Source organism: Mesorhizobium sp. M0088, assembly GCF_040322895.1.
Lineage (GTDB): Bacteria > Pseudomonadota > Alphaproteobacteria > Rhizobiales > Rhizobiaceae > Mesorhizobium.
On the sequence record NZ_JAMYUI010000005.1, the window covers coordinates 121097 to 144892 of the forward strand.

At 64.5% G+C, this 23796-nt stretch carries 18 protein-coding genes and 1 pseudogene; 10 read left to right on the forward strand and 9 right to left on the reverse strand.

Annotation, left to right across the window (positions count from 1 at the left end):
* The first annotated feature begins 7 nt into the window (after positions 1 to 7).
* Positions 8 to 832 (forward strand): endonuclease III, encoded by an 825-nt coding sequence (gene nth, locus NKJ67_RS07940; RefSeq protein WP_352580994.1) that lies wholly within the window; start codon positions 8 to 10, stop codon positions 830 to 832.
* Between the two features lies 1 nt (position 833).
* On the opposite strand, the gene NKJ67_RS07945 is transcribed toward nth, so the two are convergent.
* The 4 genes and pseudogenes from NKJ67_RS07945 to NKJ67_RS07960 all read right to left on the reverse strand — a co-directional run bounded on the left by NKJ67_RS07945 (position 834) and on the right by NKJ67_RS07960 (position 4469).
* The gene (locus NKJ67_RS07945) at positions 834 to 2342 is read right to left on the reverse strand and encodes a tripartite tricarboxylate transporter permease (protein ID WP_352580995.1); all 1509 of its coding nucleotides are present in this window, start codon (positions 2340 to 2342) and stop codon (positions 834 to 836) included.
* 2 nt (positions 2343 to 2344) lie between these two features.
* Complete coding sequence (locus tag NKJ67_RS07950) at positions 2345 to 2827, reverse strand: tripartite tricarboxylate transporter TctB family protein (protein WP_352580996.1); 483 nt, start codon at positions 2825 to 2827, stop codon at positions 2345 to 2347.
* A 75-nt stretch (positions 2828 to 2902) separates the two neighbouring features.
* The gene (locus NKJ67_RS07955) at positions 2903 to 3880 is read right to left on the reverse strand and encodes a tripartite tricarboxylate transporter substrate-binding protein (RefSeq protein WP_352580997.1); all 978 of its coding nucleotides are present in this window, start codon (positions 3878 to 3880) and stop codon (positions 2903 to 2905) included.
* 134 nt (positions 3881 to 4014) lie between these two features.
* Positions 4015 to 4469: pseudogene (locus NKJ67_RS07960) on the reverse strand (DUF2214 family protein).
* Between the two features lie 202 nt (positions 4470 to 4671).
* Between NKJ67_RS07960 and NKJ67_RS07965 the strand changes: the two are divergent.
* Entirely contained in the window at positions 4672 to 5205 is a 534-nt protein-coding gene (locus NKJ67_RS07965) for a GNAT family N-acetyltransferase (protein ID WP_127320503.1), read from the forward strand.
* A 137-nt stretch (positions 5206 to 5342) separates the two neighbouring features.
* Here NKJ67_RS07965 and NKJ67_RS07970 read toward each other — a convergent pair whose 3' ends face one another.
* Positions 5343 to 6113 carry an IclR family transcriptional regulator gene (locus NKJ67_RS07970; RefSeq protein WP_127397554.1) on the reverse strand — a complete coding sequence of 257 codons (771 nt, stop codon included), beginning with the start codon at positions 6111 to 6113 and terminating at the stop codon, positions 5343 to 5345.
* A 184-nt stretch (positions 6114 to 6297) separates the two neighbouring features.
* Between NKJ67_RS07970 and NKJ67_RS07975 the strand changes: the two genes are divergently transcribed.
* The 5 genes from NKJ67_RS07975 to NKJ67_RS07995 all read left to right on the forward strand — a co-directional run bounded on the left by NKJ67_RS07975 (position 6298) and on the right by NKJ67_RS07995 (position 11502).
* The gene (locus NKJ67_RS07975; RefSeq protein ID WP_352580998.1) at positions 6298 to 7272 is read left to right on the forward strand and encodes a Bug family tripartite tricarboxylate transporter substrate binding protein; all 975 of its coding nucleotides are present in this window, start codon (positions 6298 to 6300) and stop codon (positions 7270 to 7272) included.
* A 120-nt stretch (positions 7273 to 7392) separates the two neighbouring features.
* The gene (locus tag NKJ67_RS07980) at positions 7393 to 7929 is read left to right on the forward strand and encodes a tripartite tricarboxylate transporter TctB family protein (protein WP_027037688.1); all 537 of its coding nucleotides are present in this window, start codon (positions 7393 to 7395) and stop codon (positions 7927 to 7929) included.
* 4 nt (positions 7930 to 7933) lie between these two features.
* A complete protein-coding gene (locus NKJ67_RS07985) occupies positions 7934 to 9457 on the forward strand; it encodes a tripartite tricarboxylate transporter permease (RefSeq protein WP_023812558.1) in 1524 nt (507 codons plus the stop codon).
* A 15-nt stretch (positions 9458 to 9472) separates the two neighbouring features.
* A complete protein-coding gene (locus tag NKJ67_RS07990; RefSeq protein WP_127320499.1) occupies positions 9473 to 10657 on the forward strand; it encodes a CaiB/BaiF CoA transferase family protein in 1185 nt (394 codons plus the stop codon).
* Positions 10654 to 11502, forward strand: a complete 849-nt coding sequence (locus NKJ67_RS07995; protein ID WP_352580999.1) for a citryl-CoA lyase — start codon at positions 10654 to 10656, stop codon at positions 11500 to 11502. The genes NKJ67_RS07990 and NKJ67_RS07995 overlap by 4 nt, the downstream gene beginning before the upstream one ends.
* A gap of 4 nt (positions 11503 to 11506) precedes the next feature.
* Here NKJ67_RS07995 and NKJ67_RS08000 read toward each other — a convergent pair whose 3' ends face one another.
* Positions 11507 to 11983, reverse strand: a complete 477-nt coding sequence (locus NKJ67_RS08000) for an NUDIX hydrolase (protein ID WP_352581000.1) — start codon at positions 11981 to 11983, stop codon at positions 11507 to 11509.
* Between the two features lie 109 nt (positions 11984 to 12092).
* On the opposite strand from NKJ67_RS08000, the gene NKJ67_RS08005 reads away from it, so the two are divergent.
* The 3 genes from NKJ67_RS08005 to NKJ67_RS08015 all read left to right on the forward strand — a co-directional run bounded on the left by NKJ67_RS08005 (position 12093) and on the right by NKJ67_RS08015 (position 21770).
* Positions 12093 to 12401, forward strand: coding sequence for a hypothetical protein (locus NKJ67_RS08005; RefSeq protein WP_164749439.1), 309 nt, complete (start codon positions 12093 to 12095; stop codon positions 12399 to 12401).
* 673 nt (positions 12402 to 13074) lie between these two features.
* Complete coding sequence (locus tag NKJ67_RS08010) at positions 13075 to 21156, forward strand: autotransporter outer membrane beta-barrel domain-containing protein (RefSeq protein ID WP_352581001.1); 8082 nt, start codon at positions 13075 to 13077, stop codon at positions 21154 to 21156.
* Between the two features lie 35 nt (positions 21157 to 21191).
* Positions 21192 to 21770, forward strand: a complete 579-nt coding sequence (locus NKJ67_RS08015) for an invasion associated locus B family protein (protein WP_352581002.1) — start codon at positions 21192 to 21194, stop codon at positions 21768 to 21770.
* An 85-nt stretch (positions 21771 to 21855) separates the two neighbouring features.
* On the opposite strand, the gene coaBC is transcribed toward NKJ67_RS08015, so the two are convergent.
* Genes coaBC through NKJ67_RS08030 form a run of 3 tightly spaced genes read right to left on the reverse strand, consistent with a single transcriptional unit; the run spans position 21856 to position 23767 of the window.
* A complete protein-coding gene (coaBC, locus tag NKJ67_RS08020) occupies positions 21856 to 23088 on the reverse strand; it encodes a bifunctional phosphopantothenoylcysteine decarboxylase/phosphopantothenate--cysteine ligase CoaBC (protein WP_352581003.1) in 1233 nt (410 codons plus the stop codon).
* Positions 23085 to 23507, reverse strand: a complete 423-nt coding sequence (locus tag NKJ67_RS08025; RefSeq protein ID WP_352581004.1) for a type II toxin-antitoxin system VapC family toxin — start codon at positions 23505 to 23507, stop codon at positions 23085 to 23087. Before NKJ67_RS08025 ends, coaBC begins: the two co-directional genes overlap by 4 nt.
* A gap of 2 nt (positions 23508 to 23509) precedes the next feature.
* Entirely contained in the window at positions 23510 to 23767 is a 258-nt protein-coding gene (locus NKJ67_RS08030; protein ID WP_352581005.1) for a FitA-like ribbon-helix-helix domain-containing protein, read from the reverse strand.
* Positions 23768 to 23796: the final 29 nt, after the last annotated feature.

The window sequence follows — 23796 nt, forward strand, 5'->3', positions numbered from 1 at the left end:
GAGGGAAATGGCGAGCCCCAAGTCCAAAGATTCTTCCCTGTCCAAAAAAGAGCTGTTGCCCGCACGACGCGATGGGCCGAACGTCAAGCCACGCCCGCGGCCGGTGCGACGCGCGTCACGCTACAGCCCGGCCGAAGTGCACGAGATATTCCGGCGCTTTTCCGTCCAGCGGCCCGAGCCGAAGGGCGAGCTCGAACATGTCAACGCCTTCACGCTGCTGGTCGCGGTGGTGCTGTCGGCGCAAGCGACGGATGCCGGCGTCAACAAGGCGACGCGGGCGCTGTTCAAGGCCGCCGATACGCCGCACAAGATGCTGGCGCTGGGGGAGGCAAGGGTCGGCGAATATATCCGCACCATCGGGCTGTGGCGCAACAAGGCGAAGAATGTGATTGCGCTGTCGCAGGCGCTGATCCGCGACCATGGCGGCGAGGTACCCGACAGTCGCGATGAATTGGTCAAGCTGCCCGGGGTCGGGCGCAAGACCGCCAATGTCGTGCTCAACATGGCCTTCGGCCAGCACACGATGGCGGTCGACACGCACATTCTCCGTATCGGCAACCGGCTCGGATTGGCGCCCGGCAAGACGCCGGAACAGGTCGAGCAAGGATTGTTGAAGATCATTCCGGACGAATATATGCGCCATGCACATCACTGGCTGATCCTGCATGGCCGCTACGTCTGCAAGGCGCGCAAGCCGGATTGCCCGGCCTGCGTCATCGCCGACATCTGCAAGGCCGAGGTCAAGACGACCGATGTGCCGGCACCGCTGGTGCCGATCGCACCGCTCGACCCTGTCGAAGAGATTCAGGACCGAAGCGGAACGACGGCGTAATTCAACTCTCCTCCACAAACACCTCTTCGCGCTTTTTCCTGACCGCCGGCAGGAAGACGATGACGAGCACGGCGAGCGCGATGAGCAGCAGGCCGGCGCTGATCGGTCTGGTCAAGAAGGTGCTCGCGTCGCCGCGCGAGAGGATCATGGCGCGGCGCAGGTTTTCCTCGAGCAGCGGGCCGAGCACGAAGCCGAGCAGCAGCGGCGCCGGTTCGCAGCGCAGCTTGGTCAGGAGATAGCCGAGGAAGCCGAAGAAGGCGACGGCATAGAGGTCGTAGACGTTGCTGTTGACGCTGTAGACGCCGATCGAGCAGAACGCCATGATGATCGGGAAAAGCACGTAATAGGGGATCGTCAGCAGCTTCACCCAAAGCCCGATCAGCGGCAGGTTGAGGACGATCAGCATCAGATTGCCGATCCACATCGAGGCGATGATGCCCCAGAACAGCGCCGGCTGTTCGGTCGCGACATTGGGGCCGGGCACGATGCCCTGGATGATCATGGCGCCGATCATCAGCGCCATGACCGGGTTGGCTGGAATGCCGAGCGTCAGCATCGGGATAAAGGAGGTCTGCGCACCGGCATTGTTGGCCGATTCCGGTCCGGCGACGCCTTCGATGGCGCCCTTGCCGAACTCCTGCGGGTTTTTCGAGACGCGTTTTTCGACCGTGTAGGACGCAAAAGCTGCCAGGATCGCGCCGCCGCCCGGCAGGATGCCGAGCGCCGAACCGATGATCGTTCCGCGCACGATGGGCGCTGCCATGCGCCGAAAGTCCTCGCGGGTCGGCATAAGGCCGGTGACCTTGCGGATCATCACGGAGCGCTCATCCTCGTTTTCGAGGTTGCGCAGGATCTCGGCGACGCCAAAGACGCCGACCGCCACCGCAACGAAATTCAAGCCGTCGGCATATTCCCGGATTCCAAGCGTGAAGCGCGGCGTGCCGGTGTAGATGTCGGTGCCGACAATGCCGAGCAGCAGGCCGAGCACGACCATGGCCAGCGCCTTGACGATAGAGCCGTGGGCGAGCGCGACGGACGAAACCAAGCCGACGATCATCAGCGAAAAATACTCGGCCGCGCCGAATTTCAGCGCGATCGCCGTCAGCGGCGGGGCAAAGATGGCGACGAGGAACGTCGACACCGTGCCGGCAAAGAACGAGCCGATGGCCGCGATCGCGAGGGCCGCTCCGGCGCGGCCGTTCCTGGCCATCTGGTAGCCGTCGATCGCGGTGACGGCGGACGAGGATTCGCCCGGCATGTTGATGAGAATGGCGGTGGTCGAGCCGCCATATTGCGCACCGTAATAGATGCCGGCGAGCATGATGAGGGAGGAGACCGGGTCGCCGATCTGGAAGGTGATGGGCAGAAGCATGGCGATGGTCGCGGTGGCGCCGATGCCGGGCAGGACGCCGATCAGCGTGCCGAGAAGGACGCCGATCAGGCAGAAACCGAGGTTGGTCAACGACGACGCCGTCGAAAAGCCGAGCGCGAGGTTGTCGAGGAGATCCATGCTCATCGCCTCACGATGCCGACCCCCGGGGCCAGCCACGGGCCGAAGCGGCGGAACGGCAGGCCGAGCGCGTAGCTGAAGACGAGGAAGGCAAACAACGTCAGGCCGGCCGACAGCACGAGCGCGGTCAATGGCTTCATGCGGCGGCTGGCAAACGACGCGATCAGCGCCGTCAGGAAGATCGAAGGGATGAATCCGAGGCCGCGCACTGTCAGGCCGAAGAAGATCGGAGCAGGCAGGATGAGCAGCATGCCGCGCCACGCAATGTGCCCGATCGCTTCGCCCTCGACGCGTACGGCCTGGACGAGAATGACGGCGCCAAGCAGGATCAGCACGATCGCCAGGACCAGCGGAAAATAGCCTGGCCCCATGCGCAAGGCGGTGCCGATTTCGAGACCGAGCGATTGCAGCGCGAACCACGCGCCGAAACCGATGAACAGGGCAGCGCACAGGCCGTTGGCCCTGTCGATCGCGAAAGGTTTCATGATGGTTCTCCAAGCCCGCACTGGGGTAGCGATGCCGAGCGAAATAGGGGCGCTGGTGGCGCCCCTATTCAAATCTCAGTCGGCGTACTGGCCGGCGGCTTCGATGATCGGCTTCCAGCGCGCGATCTCGCTTTCCAGCTTGGCCTTCAGTGCGGCGGGCGTGGCATCGGCCTCGAGCGACGGCTTGGTGCCGAGTTCGGCGAAGCGGGCGGCGACGTTCTGGTCCTTCAGCGCGACCTGCAGCGATTTCGACAGGCGTTCGGTGATCTCGGCCGGCGTGCCCTTGGGTGCATAGAGACCATGCCAGATGCCGACCTGCACATCGGGAAGGCCGCCTTCCACCGTCGTCGGCACGTCCTTCAGCACATCGAGGCGTTCCGGCGAGGTGACGGCATAGGCCTTGATGGTGCCGCCCTGGATCTGCTTGGTGGTGTTGGTCGTCTGGTCGCACATGATGTCGACCTGGCCGCCGAGAAGATCGGTCATGGCCGGGCCGGTGCCCTTGTAGGGCACGGTGACCAGCGGCGTCTTGATGGCGCTCATGAACAGCATGCCGCACAGATGCGAGGCCGCACCGATGCCGGCATTGGCGACGGTTATGGAATCCTTGTTGGCCTTGGCGTACTCCACCAACCCCTTGAGGTCGGTGGGCTCCAGGTCCTTGCGGCCGACGATGGTCATCGGCACCTCGGTGACGAGGCCGACATATTCGAAGGCGTTCAGCGTGTCGTAGGCGAGCTTTCTGTACAGCGTCGCACTTGTCGCCATACCTATATGATGGAGCAGCAGCGTATAACCGTCCGGCTCGGCGTTGGCGACGCGGCCGGCACCCAGCGTGCCGCCGGCGCCGCCGACATTTTCGACGATGACCTGCTGGCCGAGATCCTTCGACATCGCTTCGGCGACGAGGCGCGTGACCGTGTCGGTCGGGCCGCCGGCTGCAAACGGCACCACAACGGTGATGGTGCGTTCAGGATAGGTCTGCGCGCCGGCAGTGAACCCATAAAGCGCGACGGCCGCAGCAGCAGCCAGAGTGGTGACAAATCTTCTCATCGTGATCTCCTCCCAATACGTAAATCTCCAACCGCTGCGCGGGGTCCTCTCAACACCCTGCAGATGGAGCAACAACTAGCGCAATTAACAGATTGCAACCGGACTCAAACGGCAAACTGCTGATGGGCGCCATCCTAATAGCCGTAGCCACGTGCCATCGCCGCGGCGAAGACCGGGATGAGCAGGAAGATGAAGGCTTCGGCGCGGATGTAAGTCTTCACGGACGCAAGCTCGGCCGCCGGCACCTGGAACGAGGCATTGCCGCTCGCCTGCCTGCTCCAGGATATGAAGCGGACGGTCGGATGATCGACAGCAGGCCGACCACGACGAACGCCGCTATCTTGGCCCAGAACACCCAATTGTGGACGTAGAATTCCCAGCCCTTGAGGCCATAGAAGACGCGGCCGATGCCGACGACGATGATCAGCGTGGCAATGATGCCGTAATGGCGGTCGATGCCGGCGAGCCTCTTGAGCGTCGCAGTGCCCAGATCGCCGCGGATCAGGACGAATTCGGCGCCGATGATTCCCGCCAGCGAAAACACCAGCAGATGATGGAAGATCGCAAGCACAAGATCGGTGGTGTCCATGCTCTTTCCCTGGGGTTTGACGGCACCGCCCAGCGCCTGAAAAAGGGTCGCGCTGGCAGGTGTTGAATCAGCCTGCCGTGAAAAATAGCACCGTCGCGCAAAATTCCCATAGCGGCGCCTGGATGATGGGCCGTGTTGCCCTGGCCCCTTGCGCAGCACCGGCGATTTGCTAAGCGCTGACGATCCGTGCGAGGCAGATCCCATGAACAATCCACAAGCGACCAGCGCTCCTGTCATCGAAACGAAGCGAACCATCCTGCGGGCACACCGGCTGGACGATTTCGACACCTATGCCGCGATGTGGACGGATCCCATCGTCACCCGCTTCATCGGCGGCAAACCGCGCACGCGCGAAGAAAGCTGGATGCGTTTCCTGCGTCACGCCGGCTTATGGTCGCTGCTCGGCTATGGCTTCTGGGCGATCGAGGAGAAGGCGACCGGACGCTTCATCGGCGAGGCCGGGTTTCACGACCTGAAGCGCGACATGGAACCATCGATCGAAGGCATTCCCGAGGCCGGATGGGCGCTGGTTCCGGCCGTGCACGGGGCGGGCTTCGCCACCGAGGTGGTTGGCCGCATCCTGGCGTGGAGCGAAGAGATTTTCGGGCGCGAGAAGACCGTCTGTATCATCGATCCGGAAAACGGCGCGTCGCTGAGGGTGGCTGCGAAGTGCGGTTACCGGGAAGTGGTGAAGACCACCTATCACGACACTCCGACCATCCTGCTGGCGCGGTGACCTGAGCCGCGGGCTGACAGCTGCCGGCGCCGGCATGATGGCGCCTGTCGCCAGCAATGATGACGAGGCGGGCCGCGCCAAGAACCGCTGTGGCCTGGTCAAATTGACTTGAGCGGGGCTTCCAACGAGAACGTGTTCTACGGCATGGCGTCCGCTGCCAGGCTTGCCCGCTCGAGCATGGAGGCGTCCTCGCCGAAGGCGCGGGTGGCGCGGGCCGCCGCCTCGAGCAGCGGACGCTTCATGCGCTGCAGAAATGCCGCGTCGACGCGCGTGCTGGGTCCAGCCAGGGTCAAGGCGCCGAGCAGGACGCCTCCCGGGCCGAACACCGGCGCCGACACGCCCCCCGTCTCGGGGTCGCGGTCGCCCACGGCGAGGCAGTTGCAGGTCTTGCGGATGGTCTCGTAGGGTTCGCCCTGCTGGCCCGAAAACGCTGCGAGCACGCGGCCGCCGGAGCCGAGCAGCAAAGGCAATACGTCGCCTTCGCGTATCGTGTAGCGGATCGGGTGCTTGGATTCGACGCGGTAAAGACAGGTGCGGACGTCGCCCGAGCGAACATAGAAGGCAACGCTCTCCCAGCTTCGCTCGGAAAGATCGCGCATGATCGGCAGCAGGATATCGACCGCCACGACCGAACGCTGGTAGAGCGCACCGAGCCGAAAGGTCGCGGGTCCGACGCGGTAGCGTCCATTGTCGAGGCGCTCGAGCAATCGTCCGCGCATGAGGGAATTCGCAAGCCGCAGGATGGTGCTCTTGTAGAGGCCGGTGCGCGCCGCGATTTCGGCCAGGCTGAGCGACCGGTCATCCGTGGTGAAGGCATCGAGGATGGCAATGGCCCGATCAAGCGCGGCAACACCGTCCGCCGAGGTGCGATCTATTTCCCCATCTGCCGATTTGCTTGGCGAGTCCATGGTGGTTCCAGTTTGAAGAAAGCCGAGCGACGCGACTCTGTCGCGCCGCCAAATCGTTCTGTCCAGTAGAATATCGTTTCCGTTGACAGAACTCCGTAACATCTGCTTGAAATCGATGACGGGTCTGGATGCAGGCGCGTTTTGGCGGGCACCGGAGGAGGTGTCGTGATTTGGAGGAATCCCCATGCTGAACAGACGCAGATTTTTGATGAGCACCGCAGCCGTGGGTGCCGGGCTGATGACGTCGCATCTTTCTCCCGCTTACGCCGAAGGCGCGCCCCAGATACAGCTCTTCGTGCCTGCCGCACCGGGTGGCGGCTGGGACCAGACGGCGCGCACGATCGACCAGGTGCTGCGCAGTGAAAAGCTGATCTCGGGTTCGCAGATCACCAATGTCGGCGGCGCCGGCGGCACTGTCGGGCTGCCGCAATTCATCAGCCAGTGGAACGGCAAAGGCAATTCCCTGATGGTTGCCGGCATGGTCATGGTCGGCGCCATCATTGCCAACAAGGCCGCGAACAATCTGACGCAAGTCACCCCGATCGCCCGCCTCACCGGCGAGTTCGAGGCCCTGGTCGTGCCGGCGGAGTCACCGTTCAAGACGGCCGCTGATTTCGTCGCCGCGCTCAAGGCCGATCCGACAAAGGTTCCCGTCGCCGGCGGCTCCGCCGGCGGCTCGGATCACATCTTGTTCGGCTTGATTGCCAAGACGGTCGGCGTGCCGGCGACAAACCTGTCCTACGTGCCGTTCGCCGGCGGCGGTGAGGCGTTGTCGGCGCTGCTCGGCAACCAGGTCGCGGCCGGCATCTCCGGCTTTGGCGAGTTCTCCGAGCAGGTCAAGGCGGGCGCGCTGCGGCTGCTCGCCATCTCGGCTGACAAGCGTCAGGACGGCATCGACGCACCGACGCTGAAAGAGGCCGGCATCGATGTCGAACTGTTCAACTGGCGCGGCGTCTTCGCACCGCCCGGCGTTTCCGACGCCGACAAGGCGGCGATGGTCACAATGATCGAGACCATGGCCAAGAGCGATGCATGGGCAACCGAATGCAAAAACCGCAACTGGACGCCCATCCTTTTGACTGGCGACGACTACGCAAAATTCCTCACCGAGGACACGGCCCGCATCACCGCGATCCTCAAGGATCTCGGCCTCGCCTGATGTCTTCAGGGGCGGTTAGAGTGCCGCCCCTTCCCATCTCGCCTGCCGCATGGACATATGATGCGGCGAAACTGCGGATGCGGCCGGCTGGAGGATGCCGGCCATCTTGGGAGGATACCGATGAGCACCAGCGACCAGCAGGCGGCGCCGTGGCGCCTTGCCGTGCCGGAATTGTTGATAGGGATCGGGCTCCTGGCCTGCGCCGGCGCCGTCGCCTGGCAGACGCTGGCAATCCCGGTGTCGCCGCTCTACTCCAAGGTCGGCCCGACCGTCTTTCCCTACCTCACCATGTTCGGCCTGGTGGTTCTTTCGCTGTTGCTCATCCTTGCCGCGCTTCGCGGCGGCTGGCAGCCGGAGGAGGAAAAGGAGACGCCGACCGACTGGAAGGCGATGGGCTTCGTCGTCATCGGCCTGATCGCCAATCTGCTGCTCATCCGGCCGCTCGGCTTCACGGCGGCATCCGTCATCATGTTCGTTCTGGTCTGCTACGGCTTCGGCAGCAAGCGCACGCTGCGTGACGCAGTGCTCGGCCTGATCCTGGCGCTGGCCGCCTATTTCGGCTTCGCCAGGGCGCTTGGCGTCAACATCGGTGCCGGTTTCATCGAGAACCAGCTGAACACGGTCATCGATGCGTTCATCACCATGTTGAGGGGCTGACGCCATGGAAACGCTCGGACATCTCGCACATGGCTTCTCGGTTGCCTTCACCCCTGTCAACCTTCTGTGGTGCCTGCTTGGCACCACACTCGGCACCGCCATCGGCGTGCTGCCCGGTCTTGGGCCGGCGCTGACCATCGCGCTGCTTTTGCCGATCACCTATCAGGTGGCGCCGGAAGCATCCTTCATCCTGTTCGCCGGCATCTACTACGGCGCCATGTATGGTGGTTCGACGACGTCGATCCTGCTCAACACGCCCGGCGAAAGTGCCACCATCGTCACTGCGTTGGAAGGCAACAGGATGGCGCGCTCCGGGCGCGGCGGCGCGGCACTCGCCACCTCGGCGATCGGTTCGTTCGTCGCCGGCACGATCGGCACGATGGGCGTCGCTTTCCTGGCGCCGGTGGTGGTCAAATTCGCATTGGCCTTTGGTCCGGCCGAATATTTCTCTTTGATGGTGCTGGCCTTCATCACCGTTTCGGCGGTGCTCGGCTCGTCTTCCGTACGCGGCCTGACCAGCCTGTTCGCCGGCTTCGTGATCGGCATGATCGGCGTCGACCTGCAGACCGGCCAGCCGCGCTTCACCTTCGGCACGAACGAACTGCTTGATGGCGTCGATGTCATCATTGCCGCGGTCGGCCTGTTTGCCGTCGGCGAGACGCTCTACATGGCCTCGCGCCGCTATGCCGGCAAGGACGAGATCGTGCCGCTGAAGGGCTCGCTCTACATGACGGCGGCCGAGTGGGGGCGTTCGTGGAAACCCTGGCTGCGCGGCGCTGCGATCGGCTTCCCGATCGGCGCCATGCCGGCCGGCGGCGCCGAAATCCCGACCTTCCTGTCCTATGCCATCGAAAAGAAGCTGTCGAAGCACAAGGAGGAGTTCGGCACGGTCGGCGCCATCGAAGGCGTTGCCGGCCCCGAGGCCGCCAACAATGCCTCCGCAGCCGGCGTGCTGGTGCCTATGCTGACGCTTGGCCTGCCGACCTCGGCGACGGCGGCGATCATGCTGTCGGCCTTCCAGAGCTACGGCATCAACCCCGGACCGCTGCTTCTCACGACCCAGGGCGATCTCGTCTGGGGGCTGATCGCCAGCCTGTTCATCGCCAACGTCATCCTGGTCATCCTCAACCTGCCGCTGATCGGCCTGTGGGTGCGGCTTTTGAAAATCCCGGCGCCGCAGCTCTATGCCGGCATCCTGGTGTTCGCGACGGTCGGCACCTATGGTATTTCGCAATCGCCCATCGACCTCGTCATCCTCTATCTCCTGGGGGCCGCCGGCTTCCTGATGCGGCGCTTCGATTTCCCGACCGCGCCCGTCATTATCGGCATGATCCTTGGACCGCTCGCCGAAACCCAGTTCCGCCGGGCGATGACCATCTCGAATGGCGACTGGTCGGTGTTTTACACCCACAAGCTGTCGCTGACGCTGCTGACGCTCGCCTTCATCGGCCTTGCCGGCCCGCATATCTGGGCCTTCATCGAGCATCGGCGTCGGCGCGGACCGGAGCATGTGCCCGGCGATGCCTGATCGATCCATGACGCCATGACAGAATTGCTTTCCGGTATCCGCGTCCTCGACCTGACCAACGTCCTGGCCGGTCCCTACTGCGCCTATCAGCTGGCGCTGCTCGGCGCCGATGTGATCAAGGTCGAGGCGCCGCAAGGCGGCGACCTGGCCCGCCAGCTCGGCGGCTCGCCAAAGCTGAACAGCGCCGGCATGGGCGCATCGTTCCTGGCGCAGAACGCCGGCAAACGGTCGGTGGTGCTCGACCTCAAGCAGCAAGCCGATCGCGAGCGCTTTTTCGATCTGGTGGCCAGCGCCGACGCCCTGGTGGAGAATTTCCGCCCGGGCGTGATGGATCGGCTGGGGCTTGGTTACGAGGCGCTGAAGACGGTCCGTCCAGGCCTCGTCTATTGTGCGATATCGGGTTTCGGCCAGACCGGGCCGATGCGCGACAATCCCGCCTATGACCAGATCATCCAGGGCCTGTCGGGGATCATGAGCATCACCGGAACACCGGAAACGGCGCCGCTGCGGGTCGGCTATCCCGTGGCCGACACGCTTGGCGGACTGGTCGGCGCGTTCGCCATTACCTCGGCGCTGGTGCGGCAGAAGACGAGCGGCGAGGGTGCCTTTCTCGACGTCTCGATGCTCGAATGCACACTTTCCGCGCTTGGCTGGCCGGTTTCCAACTATCTGACCGCAGGCATCGACCCCAAGCCGATGGGCAATGAGAACATGACGGCGGCACCCTCCGGTACGTTTCGCACCGGCGACGGGCTCGTCAACATCGCCGCCAACAAGCAGGAGCAGTTCGTGGCGCTGTGCCGGCTGATCGGCCGGCCGGAACTGGCCTCCGATGTCCGCTTTGCCGAGCGCGAGACGCGCAAGCGCAACCGTGCGGCGCTTAAAGTCGAAATCGAGGACGCCCTGGCGGGCGCGCCGGCCGCGGCCTGGGAAGAGATGCTCAATCGCGCCGGCGTGCCTGCCGGCAGGGTGCTGACGATCCCGCAAGTGCTGGCCGAGCCGCAAGTGCTCGAACGCCGGGTGACCGCGAATTTTGATGATGTGGCCGGCATGGACAAGCCGCTGACCGTTCTGCGCGGCGGCTTCATGGTAGATGGCGAGGCGCCGTTGCCGACAAAGCCGCCGCCGGCGCTCGGCGAACATATGGGCGAGGTGTTCGCCGACCTGCCACCCCGCGCCAAGACAAAGGCAGGCGCATGAGCGACACGGAGAAGACGGGCCGTGAGCGCGGCGAGGAATGGTGGCAGACCGACATCATCGAGATGCGGCCTGGTGTCATCCGGCTGCGCGGCTACGAGATCCAGGATCTGATCGGCCGCGTCAGCTTCCCGGCTGTCATCTGGCTGATGCTGCGCGGCGAACTGCCCGGCGAGGACCAGGCAGAGTTGCTCGGCATTGCCTTGGGAGCCGCCGTCGACCACGGACCGCAGGCGCCATCGATCGCCATCGCGCGCATGGCCGCAACCTGCGGCGTCGGTATCAACAGCGCCATGGCCTCGGCCATCAACGTTCTCGGCGACGTGCACGGTGGCGCCGGCGAGCAGGCGCTTTCCTTCTATGGTGACATTGCCGTGGCAATCGATGCCGGGATGACGCTGAATGAAGCGGTCTCGACACGGCTCGACCGGTTCTTCGCCGAGGAGAAGGGCTATGTGCCGGGGCTCGGACACCGCTTCCATCCCGTCGACCCGCGCGCGCCGCGCCTGCTGGAACTGACCCGCGAATTTGTCGCACGCGGTGCCGTCAACGGACGTTTCGCCGATATTGCAGAAGCGATCGAGGCGGACGTCGCGCGACGCAAGAGGAAAAAAATACCGCTCAACATCGATGGCGCTACCGCCGTCATCTATGGCGAACTCGGTTTTCCGCCAGCGCTGACGCGAGGGCTTTTCGTGCTGTCGCGCTCGGTCGGCATCCTTGCGCATGCCTGGGAGCAGTCGCAGCAGGCCGAGCGAAACAAAGGGCCGCTGCCGCGCGAATGGCTGTGGACCTATACCGGCACGCCGGTGCGGCCGTTTCCCGAAAGCGATGAGCCCGGCGAGTGAGGCGTTACGCCTGGTCCACCTGCATGGGCTGAGGAAGCTTCAGCGTTTTCACCAACGTTGAAAGATCCGGCTCGTCGATGAGCATGGCTGCGTCGGCTGGCGCCAGCCAGGCCCGCTGGCGTCGTTTGGCTTCCTGCCAGTCGGCCAGTTCCTCGCTCACCTCGAGCAGATAGACGATGACGTCGACGCGGACAAAGCGATTGGCCAGCCGCTTCCAGTAGGAATAGGTGCCCGCCGGCTGCTTCAGCGTCTTGCCGAGCACGCCGGCTTCCTCCTGTGCCTCGATGGTGGCCGCCTTGCGTCCGCTCTTGCCCTTCATCGGCCAGCCCTTGGGGACGATGAAGCGCCTGGTGGTACGCGACGTGACCAGCATGACCTCGATGTCGCCGCGCGCGATCAGCCGAAAGGGAATAGCCGCCACCTGGCGGATCCTCTCGCCCTTTTTTGCCTTGCGTACGGCCTTTTTCTTGGTGGCTGCCATTCGTCAATCCAGTCGATGCAATGCCGCATAGCGCGACAAGGCATCGTTGCAAAACCAAAACTTTCGCATGTGCCGAAAGACACTCGAAATACCTAAGTCGGCTAAATAAATGAAAAACGCCTTGATGTCAGCGGCAATTGCTCACGGCGGTGGTGCCGATTATCTGGGTCTGGCAGCTTGGCTTGAGCTGCTGCACGACCGGGGGCGGCTGCTGAACGATCTGGCGGTCCTGGGCGCGGTACTGCTGCTGTTGCTGCTGATATTGCTGCCGTTGTATCCTGTTTTGCAGGATTTGCAGGTCGTTCTGCCGGATCAGCGCATTGTTGCCGGTAGCGGAATTGAGCGCTTGCGCGGAAGCCGGCAGGCAAACGCCCGCCAGCACTGCCGTGGCCAGCATTGCCACTGTGAAGATCGTTGATGGCCGAAGTGCCGACATTCGCTCATTCCCGCGCAAAAAACTCTGCCCACTGATATAGGACGTTTGCGCGGCGATGCCATGGCCAGCGGGTCGAGCATCACGAAATCGGGCAGTCCGATCGCTTTGTTCTGCGATTCCGGCTGCGAACCGCAGATAGTCGTCATATGACGACTATGAAACGTCAGCGGCTTTAGTCAGTGTCCGCACGTAAATTTTCGGTTTCATCCGGCATAAGTTAATGTATTCTAATTGAGTCAGAGCTCCGCAAGTGGGAATGCGGATGCTCTGTTTTAATGCATTGAACCTTATTGCGCAGTGCCGGCATCCTTATTGCAATTGCATGAGCATAGCGGTGGCGTCGCCTTAAGCAGGCATTGAGGCGCGCCCCCGTAAAACGGGGGGTAAGTGCATGGCTTTGTTTTCAAAGCGTGGTGGCTTTGCCATCAAACGCGCATTCGCGGTTCCGGGTTCCGGTATCGACGCTGCCAATGCCCATGTGGCAGAGGTATCCCAGCAAGCAGGGCTTGCCCGCCAAGCGCTGCCCGGCAGTTCGCCTTGTTCGCTTCGTGCGGCGCAAGCGTGGACTTTGTTCAAACTTGGACCGGTGGCACGTGCGCAAGAAGCGTCTGGCTCGGGTCGCCGTCGCCGGCCAGGTGTGATTGCCGGACGGTTGATGGTCCTTCTCGGCGCCACCGCGCTGGTGGGTTTTCCGCCGATACCGGCGGCGCATGCTCAGTTCGTCATAGACGAGAACGGCCCGGATGCTCCGGACAGGGGACCTGGTGGCTTTGACGCAGATGGCGATAATGGCGATCCCGGCGGATCGATTACAAATGCGACTCCTGGAGCCGTAAACAACACCCCGCAGATAAACGTCAACGCATCCGGATTTGTCGGCACTGCCAATGGCGGCGATGGCGGCGACGGCGGCGAAGGCCTGGCTGGAACGCCCATTGAAACCAATGGTGGTGAGGGCGGCAATGGCGGCGTGGGTGGATCCGTCGACATTCTCAACAACGCTGTGATTTCGACCATCGGCACGGGACATCATGGCTTCGAAGCTTCTGCGGTCGGTGGCAATGGCGGCAGTGGCGGCGGCGCCCTTCCGGCGATCGCGAACCTCGGCGGCGACGCCGGAAGCGGCAATACCGGCGGCAACGCCAACGCGGTTGCGTCTGGCACCAGCGACATCACGACGACGGGCGACTTCTCCTACGGCATTTTCTCCAATGCCAGCGGCGGCAATGGCGGCCAGGGCGGTGACAACATCGTCAGTCTCGGCGTCGATGCTGGTGACGGCGGTGATGGCGCTTCCGGCGGCACCGCATCGGCAAGCAACGCCGGCAAGGTGGAAACATCGGGATTGGCCTCTTATGGCATGCTGGTGCGGTCGGCAGGTGGTGTGGGTGGCAATGGCGCCGATGGCGTCGGGGTCGTCAGTGGCGGCGGCAATGGCGGCGGCGCCACTTTGGGCGGAAATGCCACGGGCAGCAATTCGGGCGGCATCATAACGCATGGTGATTTCGCCAGCGGCATGGCCGTACAGTCGGTCGGCGGCGGCGGTGGTGGCGGCGGCGACGCCTTCGGCCTGTTCGGCGGCGGTGGCACCGGCGGCGCAGGCAATGATGGCGCCAATGCAACCGGTACCAACACCGGCAACATCACCACCAATGGCCGGGGTGCTATTGGCATGCTGGTCGAATCGATCGGTGGCGGCGGCGGCGATGGCGGCGGCGCAGCCGGCATCGTGTCGATCGGCGGCACAGCCGGCGGCGGCGGCAAGGGCGGGACTGTCATCGCCAATGTCGGCGGCACGATAACAACTGGCGCTGACGGCAGCGGCGATGGCGCGCATGGCGTTCTGGCCCAGTCGGTCGGTGGTGGTGGCGGCAATGGCGGCTTTGCCCTGTCGGTCGCCCCGGCAGTCGCTGTCGCGATCGGCGGCGGCGGCGGAACCGGCGGCAATGCCGGAGCCGTCAACGTCAACCAGGCCGCGACCGGTCCGACGGTCGACACCAACGGTCGTTCGGCCATCGGCATCCTCGCACAATCTGTGGGTGGCGGCGGCGGCAATGGCGGTGGCGCCTTTGCGCTTGGCGGCATCGTGTCTGTTTCGGTGGGCGGCAGCGGCAGCGCGGCCGGCAACGGAGACGAGGTCACCTACAATATCGCAAACGCCAAGGTCACGACGCGCGGCACCGATTCCATCGGCATCCTCGCCCAGTCGGTGGGCGGCGGCGGCGGCAATGGCGGCTTCGCTCTCGGTGGCGCGGGTCTCGTGGCTGTCGGCGTCGGCGGCTCGGCTGGTTCAGGCGGCTTCGCCAGGAAAGTCGACGTCACCACCGGCGGCTCGGTCGAAACCCTGCAGGACCGGTCGGCAGGCATCGTCGTCCAATCGCTTGGCGGCGGCGGCGGCAATGGCGGCTTTGTCGTGGAAGGCGCCCTCTTCGGAGCGAGCGTTGGAATCGGCGGCAAGGGCAGCGGCGGCGGCGATGGCGGCGACGTGTTCTTCCGCACCGCCAATGGCGGCCAGCAATCGATCATCACGCGCGGCACCGACTCGATCGGCCTCGTCGTACAGTCGGTCGGCGGCGGTGGCGGCAATGGCGGCTTCGTCGGCACGTTTGGCGCGATCGCCAATCTGGGCATCGGTGGTGGCGGCGGCGCGGCAGGCGCGGGCAAGGCAGTCGATGCGACCTATAATGGTTCGGTCGAAACCTTCAAGGAAAGGTCGGCCGGTATCATCGTGCAATCGATCGGTGGCGGCGGCGGCAATGGCGGCGGCGTCATCGGTGTCGGCCTTGGCCTGACCGTCGGCATCGGCGGCAGTGGCGCGGGCGGCGGCGCCGCGGGCAAGGTCGTCTACAACTCCACCACCACGAATATCACAACCCACGGCGCCGACTCCGCTGGCCTGATCATTCAATCGATCGGCGGCGGCGGCGGCAATGGCGGCTTTTCGTTCAATGGCGCTATCGCTGCGACCATCGGCATCGGCGGCAAAGGCGGAGCGGCCGGCGAGGCCGAGACGGTCAGGGCCACAATTGGCGGCGGCTTGATCCATACGATCGGCGATCGCTCGACGGGCATTATCGCGCAATCCATCGGCGGTGGCGGCGGCACGGGCGGCGGTTCTGCAGGACTGAACCTGGGCCTCGGCATCGGGATCGGTGGTAAGGGCGCCGGCGGTGGCGGCGGCAAGACCGTTGATGTCATCAACGGCGCCGTCGTCCAGACCGAAGGTATTCAGTCGCACGGCATCATGGCCCAGTCGGTCGGCGGCGGCGGCGGCTCCGGCGGCTTTGCGGTGACGGTTGGCGGACCTTCCTTCTCGCTGGGCGGCAATGGCAGTTCCGGTGGTGGCAGCCAGAAAGTCTATGTCGAAAATACGGCTCGGATCACCACTGACAGGGACCTCTCGATCGGCATCTTCGCGCAGTCGGTCGGTGGTTCAGGTGGTGATGGAGGCTTGGCGGGCGCCGGTGGTGCCTTTGCGGCCGTCGCTGTCGGTGGCCAGGGCGGCGCTGGCGGGGCAGGTGGCCAGGTCGAGGTCAAAAACACCGCAAACATAACCACCAAAGGCGCGCTCGCGCACGGCATCCTGGCGCAATCGGTCGGCGGCGGCGGCGGCAATGGCGGCAGCGCCGGTGCGGTCGCGGTTGGTATATTCGGTGCGGCTGGCGTCGCGATCGGCGGCGGCGGCGGCGATGCGAACCTGAGCGATCAGGTTACCGTCACCCACAAGGGCGACATCCACGTCGGCGGCGCGGGCGCGAAGGCCATCCTGGCGCAATCGGTCGGCGGTAGCGGCGGCAATGGCGGCAATGCCTATTCCGGAGCCTTCAGCGCCGGTTTCTACGCATCGGCAGCGGTCGGCGTTTCGGTTGGCGGCGAGGGCGGCGATGGCGGCCCTGGCGGCAAGGTTACGGTCAGGGCGGACGGCAACATCATCGCCGACACCGACGCGGTCGGCTCGGGCGGCATCGTGGCACAGTCGATTGGCGGCGGCGGCGGCAATGGCGGCCGTGCGGCCACGATGGCCGGCTCGGTCAGCAACGGCGTCAATGTCAGCCTCGGCGTGACGGTCGGCGGCTGGGGCGGCGACGGTGGCCGCAGTGACCTGGTGATCGTCGATACCGGCCTCAGCGGCGGCGGCAGCATAGTCACCAAGGGTTACCAGGCTGGCGGCATTCTTGCCCAGTCGGTTGCCGGCAGCGGCGGCAATGGCGGCGATTCCTGGGCGGCGGCTGGCGGTTACGGCGTCAATGTCAGCGTCAACGCGACCGTGAGCATCGGCGGCGGCGGCGGCGACGGCAATGTCAGCGACGATGTGCTCGTCCACAATGCCATGACGGTGCAGACGGATGGCGACATGAGCGCGGCGATCCTTGCGCAGTCGATCGGCGGCGGCGGCGGCAATGGCGGCTCGACCAACGGTGCGACCGCCGATCTGGGCGGCGGCCAAGGCGTCAACGTTGCGGCCAATGTGACCGTCGGAGGCGGGGGCGGCACCGGCAATATCTCCGGCGCGGTCGACGTGATCAACACCGGCAATTTGACGACCAAGGGCGATTTCTCCTCAGGCATCGTCGCGCAATCGCTGGGCGGCGGCGGCGGCATGGGCGGATCGAGCAACGCCAAGGCGTTCCACCTTGGCGGCACCAGCGAGACGAGTGTCACCGTCAATGTCGGCATTGGCGGTTCGGGCGGCTCCGGCAACGATGCGGCGTTGTTCCGCCTGGATGACGGCAACAACGTCATCGGCGCCGGCGTGCATGTCGACAATTCCGGGGTAATCCGGACCCAGGGCTTCAACTCCATCGGTATCCTGGCGATGTCGGTCGGCGGCGGCGGCGGCGGCGGCGGCGCGGCTTCGACCGACGAGGAGATCGTTGGCGGAGGCAGCGAAGGCGAGACGTCCGTCGGCATCGGCGCGGCGATCGGCCTCGCCGCGGGTGGTGCCGGCAATGGCGGCACGGTCTCTGTTACCAACCGGAGCCTGATCGTGACCGACGGCGCCGATTCGTATGGTATCAGCGCCAACTCGATCGGCGGCGGTGGTGGTGTCGGCGGCTCGGCGACATCGGGCGTATTGGGTAAATATGCGATCGGTGGGGCGCTTGGTGGGGCAGGCGGCGGCGGTGGCAGCGCTTTCCAGGTCGACGTCTTCAATCTCGCCACGGCCGGCATCTGGACCCAGCAGGAGCGTTCCATCGGCATCTTCGCACAGTCGGTGGGTGGCGGCGGTGGCGCCGGTGGCGCCGGCGAAAGCACCGGTCATACCGATGAATCGGAAGTCAGTGTCAACCTGTCACTGGGCGGGTCCGGCAACGTTGGCGGTAATGGCGGTAAGGTCAATGTCGAAAACAGCGGCTGGATCCAGACCGAGAAGGCCTATTCGCACGGCATACTGGCGCAGTCGATCGGCGGCAGCGGCGGCGTCGGCGGCGCTTCGGGCACCTCGGCCAAGGACTCCAATGTGGCCATAACCTTGAGCCTCGGCGGCGCCGGCGGCACCGGCGGCAAGAGTGGCGAAACCGTTCATGTGACGAATTTCGGGTCGGGCGAGATCCTGACCAAGGGCGATAATTCGCATGGCATCTTCGCGCAATCGGTGGGCGGTGGCGGTGGCGCGGCGGGCGCCGGCTCGACCGAGACAGGCAGCGCGGAAACGTCGGTGACGCTGGCGATCGGCGGGCTGGGCGGTGGGGGCAGCAGCGGTGGCGACGTAATCGTCGACAATCATGGCAAGATCACCACGCTCGGCTATCTTTCGCACGGCATTTTCGCGCAATCGGTAGGCGGTGGCGGCGGTGCTTCGGGTGCCGCGGCCAACGCTTCGGAGGCCGACATGACGATCGGCGGCGCGATTTCTCTGCCGAGCGGCGACGGCTCCAATGGCGGCCATGTCACGGTCAACAATGACGGCATCATCGAAACCTGGAAGGATGGGGCGCTCGGCATCTTCGCCCAGTCCGTCGGCGGCGGCGGCGGCTATGGCGGCGTGGTATCGGCCGACACGGCGGGAGACGAGTCGGTCGCGCTGCAGCTTGGCGGCTTCGGCGGCAATGGCGGCAATGGCGGCAAGGTCGATGTCACGGTTTCCGGCACCATCATCACCCATGGCGAGCGCGCGCATGGCGTGGTCGCGCAATCGGTCGGCGGCGGTGGCGGCTATGGCGGCGACGCCAAGGGCAAGAGCTCGAATGCGTTGGCCATTGGCGGTCTCGGCGGCAATGGCGGCGATGGCGGCGATGTTACCGTCATCCGCACCGGCACGATCACGACGACGGGCAAGGATTCCATCGCCATCATCGCGCAGTCGGTCGGTGGCGGCGGCGGCATCGGTGGTGCCGGTTTCGGCCGCTTTGGCGCCGACGACGACGGCGGCGGGCCAAACGCCATCGGCTTCAACACGCCTGGTGGCACCAAGGGCACCGGCGGCAAGGTAACCATCATCCAGTCCGGCGCCATTGAGACCGATGGCGACCGTGGACACGGCGTCGTTGCCCAGGCGGTGGGCGGTGGCGGTGGCGCCGGCGGCATGGATTCGCTGGCCATGGGCCAGTCGGCGGCCGGCTCGCAAGGTGGTATCGGCGACGCTGCGGCGTCGGCCGCTAGCACGGACAGCCAAGTCTGGGTCAAGGGCGCAAGTTCGTATGCGATGTTCGGCCAGAGCGCGACAGGCGACGGCAATGCCCATGCGGTCGATCTGACGGCGGGTGACAGCCTGTTCGCGCAAGGTGCGGATTCCGTGGCTGTCTATGGCGAGAGCACGGCCAAGGGCGCCAAGGGCAACATCACCATCAACCTGAATGGCCAGTACACGATCGGCGGTGCCGGAACCGGCGTGGCGGCGATGCTTGTCGGGGGCGCAGACAACACGCTGAACAACCACAGCCTGCTCTATGCGATGGGGGCAACGCCGAGTTTCACCATCCAGGCGTCGCAATTTCAGGCATTCCAAGCCTTCCTGTTGGCGCCCGGTCCCGTCGTGCCGACGAATGCGATCCTGGAATCGCTTCTGGACGATTTCAGCCCACTGGCTATCACCGGCACATCGGGCGATGACCATGTGGAGAATTCGAAGAGCGCCGACACGCTCGGACGGGTGATCGGCAACATGGACCTCGGCGGCGGCACGAACAGCTTCCACAATATCGCCGACGCCTCGATGGTCGGCCTCAAGACCATCGATCTCGGCGGCGGCAAGTTCACCAATGACGGGCTGTTTACCAATCAGGGCATCGGCGTCGTGGCCAAAGTGGATGTCACGGGCGGCTTCACGCAGATATTCTCGGGCGACTTCGTCACCGACGTCGATCTCAACAACCAGATCACGGATGCCCTGGCACTAACGGTGGCCGGAGACTTCGATGGTGAAGCGCCGTTGAATTTCCTGTCGATCGACAAATTGTTCGCCGAATATGTGCTGGCCACCGGATCGGCGATGACCGATTCCGGCATCACGCCCACGACGCTGCATCCGGCGGTCGGCTTCAATTTCCTGACCAAGGTGGTCGGCGGAACGGATCTGGTTCTCTATGCCGACAATCCGACTTTCCTGGAGTTGGCACAGGATCCTAACTCCGGCACGACCGATCCGCGCGTTTTCCAGATGGCGCAGTATCTCGACGATATCGAGGCGTCGTCGAGCCCGGACAATCCGATGGCGCTTCTGATCAACATGCTGCGCTTCCTGCCCGACGAGATGGAACTTGGCGCGGCCCTGACGCGGCTGACGCCGCACTATGCCGTGCACACATTCGAGATGATCAACCGCTCCACCGACATCATGCTGGAGACGGCCCGCGAATGCACCGGGGTTCCCGCCTACAAGAACCCCGACGGCCGCTGCCTCTGGGCATCGATCAGTCCGCAGGCCGAATACAGCCGCGACGCGGGTGCCGGAACCACCAGCCGAGACGACGTCATGAAGACGATGTCGCTTGGCGGCATTGGCGAGGTCAGCCAGCACTGGTCGCTCGGCGCAACGATAGGCCGGACCGAATTCGACTCGAAGATCGATTTCAACGGCGAACTGCTGTCGGCCACGACAGGCGAATCCTGGCAGGCCTATGCGCTGGCGAAATATGCCGACAAGAACTACTTCATCGACTTTGCGCTCGGCGGCGGCACCGGCTCCTTCAAGGGCGAGCGCGACACGCACCTCGATCAGGTGGCCTTCATTCCGGGCGAAACGCTGGTCGGCGACTATCTGCCGGAGGAATTGCTGCCCGGCATCGGTAACAGCGTCAGCTACACACAGAAAACCGCCCAGTTCGGTGGTTCGGCGCGGCTCGGCATAACGCAGGAAATGGGTATTTTCTACCTGCAGCCGACCTTGCAGTTCGACGCGCGCTGGCTGCGTGTTTCCGGTAAGGAAGCGGGCTCGGTTGCCGCCTTCAACTTCGACGGCAGCGCCAACATGTATTATTCGGCGACGCCGGCTTTTGAGATCGGTACCGATATTGCACTCAGCGACATTGCCAGCCTTCGCGTCTACGGCAAGGCTGGGGTGGAGTTTTCCAACAAGGAGTGGGAAATCGAAGGTCGCTTCGCGGCGGCGGAGAATCTGCCTGGCAACCCCGCATTGCACTTGACGGAGGCTGTCGATTCGCCGCTCTATCGGGTCGGCGCCGGCCTTGAGCTGAATGGCGTCAATGGCGTCGGCATGTCCGTCAGGTATAATGGCGCCTTCGGCGAAACGGTTAAACAGAACGCGATCAGCGCGTCTCTCAAGGTCAGCTTCTAGCTGGTCCGAGGCGGAGCCGGGGCAGGAGGGTCTTGATGAGGAAGTACGCGTATTTCGCGGCGATGCTGGGTGTTGCCTGCACCGTCTGTGTGCCGGCCGTGGCGGCGCAAACCAAGAGCGACAAGGCGGTCGCGGCACCGGCTGCCGCCGATGCGCCGCAGTTGCCCGGTGGCGCGTCGGCACTGTCCGAAACCCATGGTGACTGGACGGTCAATTGCCAGATATCAGGCGCGACCAAGACCTGCAGCCTGTCGCATCAGCAGTTCAACAAGCAAAACAATCAGCGCCTGCTGGCGATCGAGCTGTCGAGCAAGACCGGCGAGGATGCCACGGGAACGCTTGCGCTGCCGTTCGGCCTGGCGCTGGCCAAGGGAGTGAGCCTGACCATCGACGACCAGAAGCTGGACGGCAGCCTGGCGTTCAACACCTGCCAGGTCGTCGGCTGTCTGGTGCCGGTGGTGTTCGATGCGACTGTCACGCCGCTGCTGAAGTCAGGCACCACACTGAAGATCGACGCTTTCGCGGCAGACACCGGACAAGCGGTGAGCTTTTCCATTCCGCTCAACGGCTTCGCCGGCGCGCTTGCCCGGACCGCCGAGCTTTTGACCAATTGATGTAGAGCCGCAGGACTTGAAGCGCGCCGCCTGAATGCCGTCTCGCGGCAGAGCGGTGCGTCACTGCGGCAGAACGTCTTTCAGCTCAAACGACGATCGTTTTAAGCTTTTCGGCGATCAGAGCGGCGAGCCGCGCCGCCACACCGTCCTTGCTCATCTCGGGCCATTCCTCGACGCCGGCCTTTGACACGATCCGCACCCGGTTGCGATCGCCGCCCATCACACCCGAAGAACCGACGCCGCTTCCCTGCGACACGTCGTTGGCGACGATGAGATCGGCGCCTTTCTTCTTGAGCTTGGCCTCGGCATTGCGCAGGAGATCCTGTGTCTCGGCGGCGAAGCCGATAACCAGGCCGGGTCGCTGGCTGTGATGGCCGACGCCGGCGAGAATGTCGGGATTCTCGACCATGCGCAGCACCGGCGGCCCTTCGCCGGCGACCTTCTTGATCTTCTCACCGGCTGAATTCTCGGTTCGCCAGTCGGCCACGGCGGCGACGAACACCGCCGCATCGGCGGGCAGAAGCCGTTCCACCGCGTCGCGCATCTCTTGCGCCCGTTCGACATGGATGGTCTTCACGCCTGCCGGATCGGCGATGCCGACAGGGCCGGAGACGAGGTGCACATCGGCGCCGAGCCTGGCCAGTGCCGCTGCGATGGCATGGCCCTGCTTGCCGGACGAACGGTTGGCGATGTAGCGCACCGGGTCGATCGGCTCATGGGTCGGGCCGGAGGTGACGATGATCTTGCGCCCCGACAGCGGCTTCGGGCCGACATCGAGCAGTGCCTCGATCGCGGCGACGATCTCCAGCGGCTCGGCCATGCGGCCTTCGCCCGCTTCATTGCTTTCGGCCATCTCGCCCTTGGCCGGACCGACGAAAGTGACGCGGTCCTTCTGCAGCGTCGCGCGGTTGCGGCGGGTGGCCGGATGCGCCCACATTCTGGGGTTCATGGCCGGCGCCATCAACACCGGCTTGTCGGTGGCGATGAGCACGGTGGAGGCCAGATCGTTGGCGTGGCCGTTTGCGAGCTTCGCCATCAGGTCGGCGGTGGCGGGCGCCACCACCAGCAGATCCGCTTCGCGCGACAGCCTGATATGGCCGACGTCGTGCTCGTCATTGCGGTCGAACAGCTCGGTGAAGACATGGTCGGCGGAGAGCGCGCCGACCGACAGCGTGGTGACGAATTCCTGCGCGGCCGATGTCATGACAACCCGAACCGCGGCCCCGCGCTCGCGCAGCCGGCGGATGAGATCGAGCGCCTTGTAGGCGGCGATGCCGCCGCCGATGATGAGCAGGATGCGCTTGCCGGAGAGGCTCATGCACCCTCCCAAGGATTGACTATGCTGATACCGCAATCGGAAAAGTCAGCAACATTTCTAGTCACCACCGCAAAGCCCCGCGAGCGAGCAACCGAGGCGATCTGTGCGTCAAATTCGCGTATGGGACGTCCCAGAAATCGTCTGTTCGAAACAATCTCCGCGTATGCTTCGGCTTCACGGTCTCCGAACGCGAGCACTGGGGTCTTGAGCCATGTGGTGAAAAAGGCCCCGATGACACTACCCAATGCAGCCTTACGCTTTCCGTCCGGCATGTTCGCAAGTCCAACGAGCAGCTCCGCCTTGGTCATCGCCGTGACGTATGAGCGGGTCGAGAGCGAGCTATCCATCCAGGTAGCCACCCCTGCATCCGGCCGTGGTTTGAAGGTTTCCGAGATAACATTCGTATCCAGCACGAACATGGTTAGTCAAATTTCAGTGGCTCGCGCGTAGGGCCGCGCTCCGGCAACTCGATATCGAAACCGCCATGGGGCTCAACCAGCCTACGAATCGCGGCATAGAGGGACACTCCCTGAGGGCCTTGGTCCACACCGTCCGAAAGAACACTCTTGGCAAGAACGCTACGCGCTTCCTCTTCCATTGAGACTCCCCTCACGGCAGCTCGTTCACGCAGTTTCTGCTTCACGTTGGTGTCGAGATTGCGGATGGTAAGTGTGCTCATGTTTTTGCTCCTTACCTCAACGTAGTCCA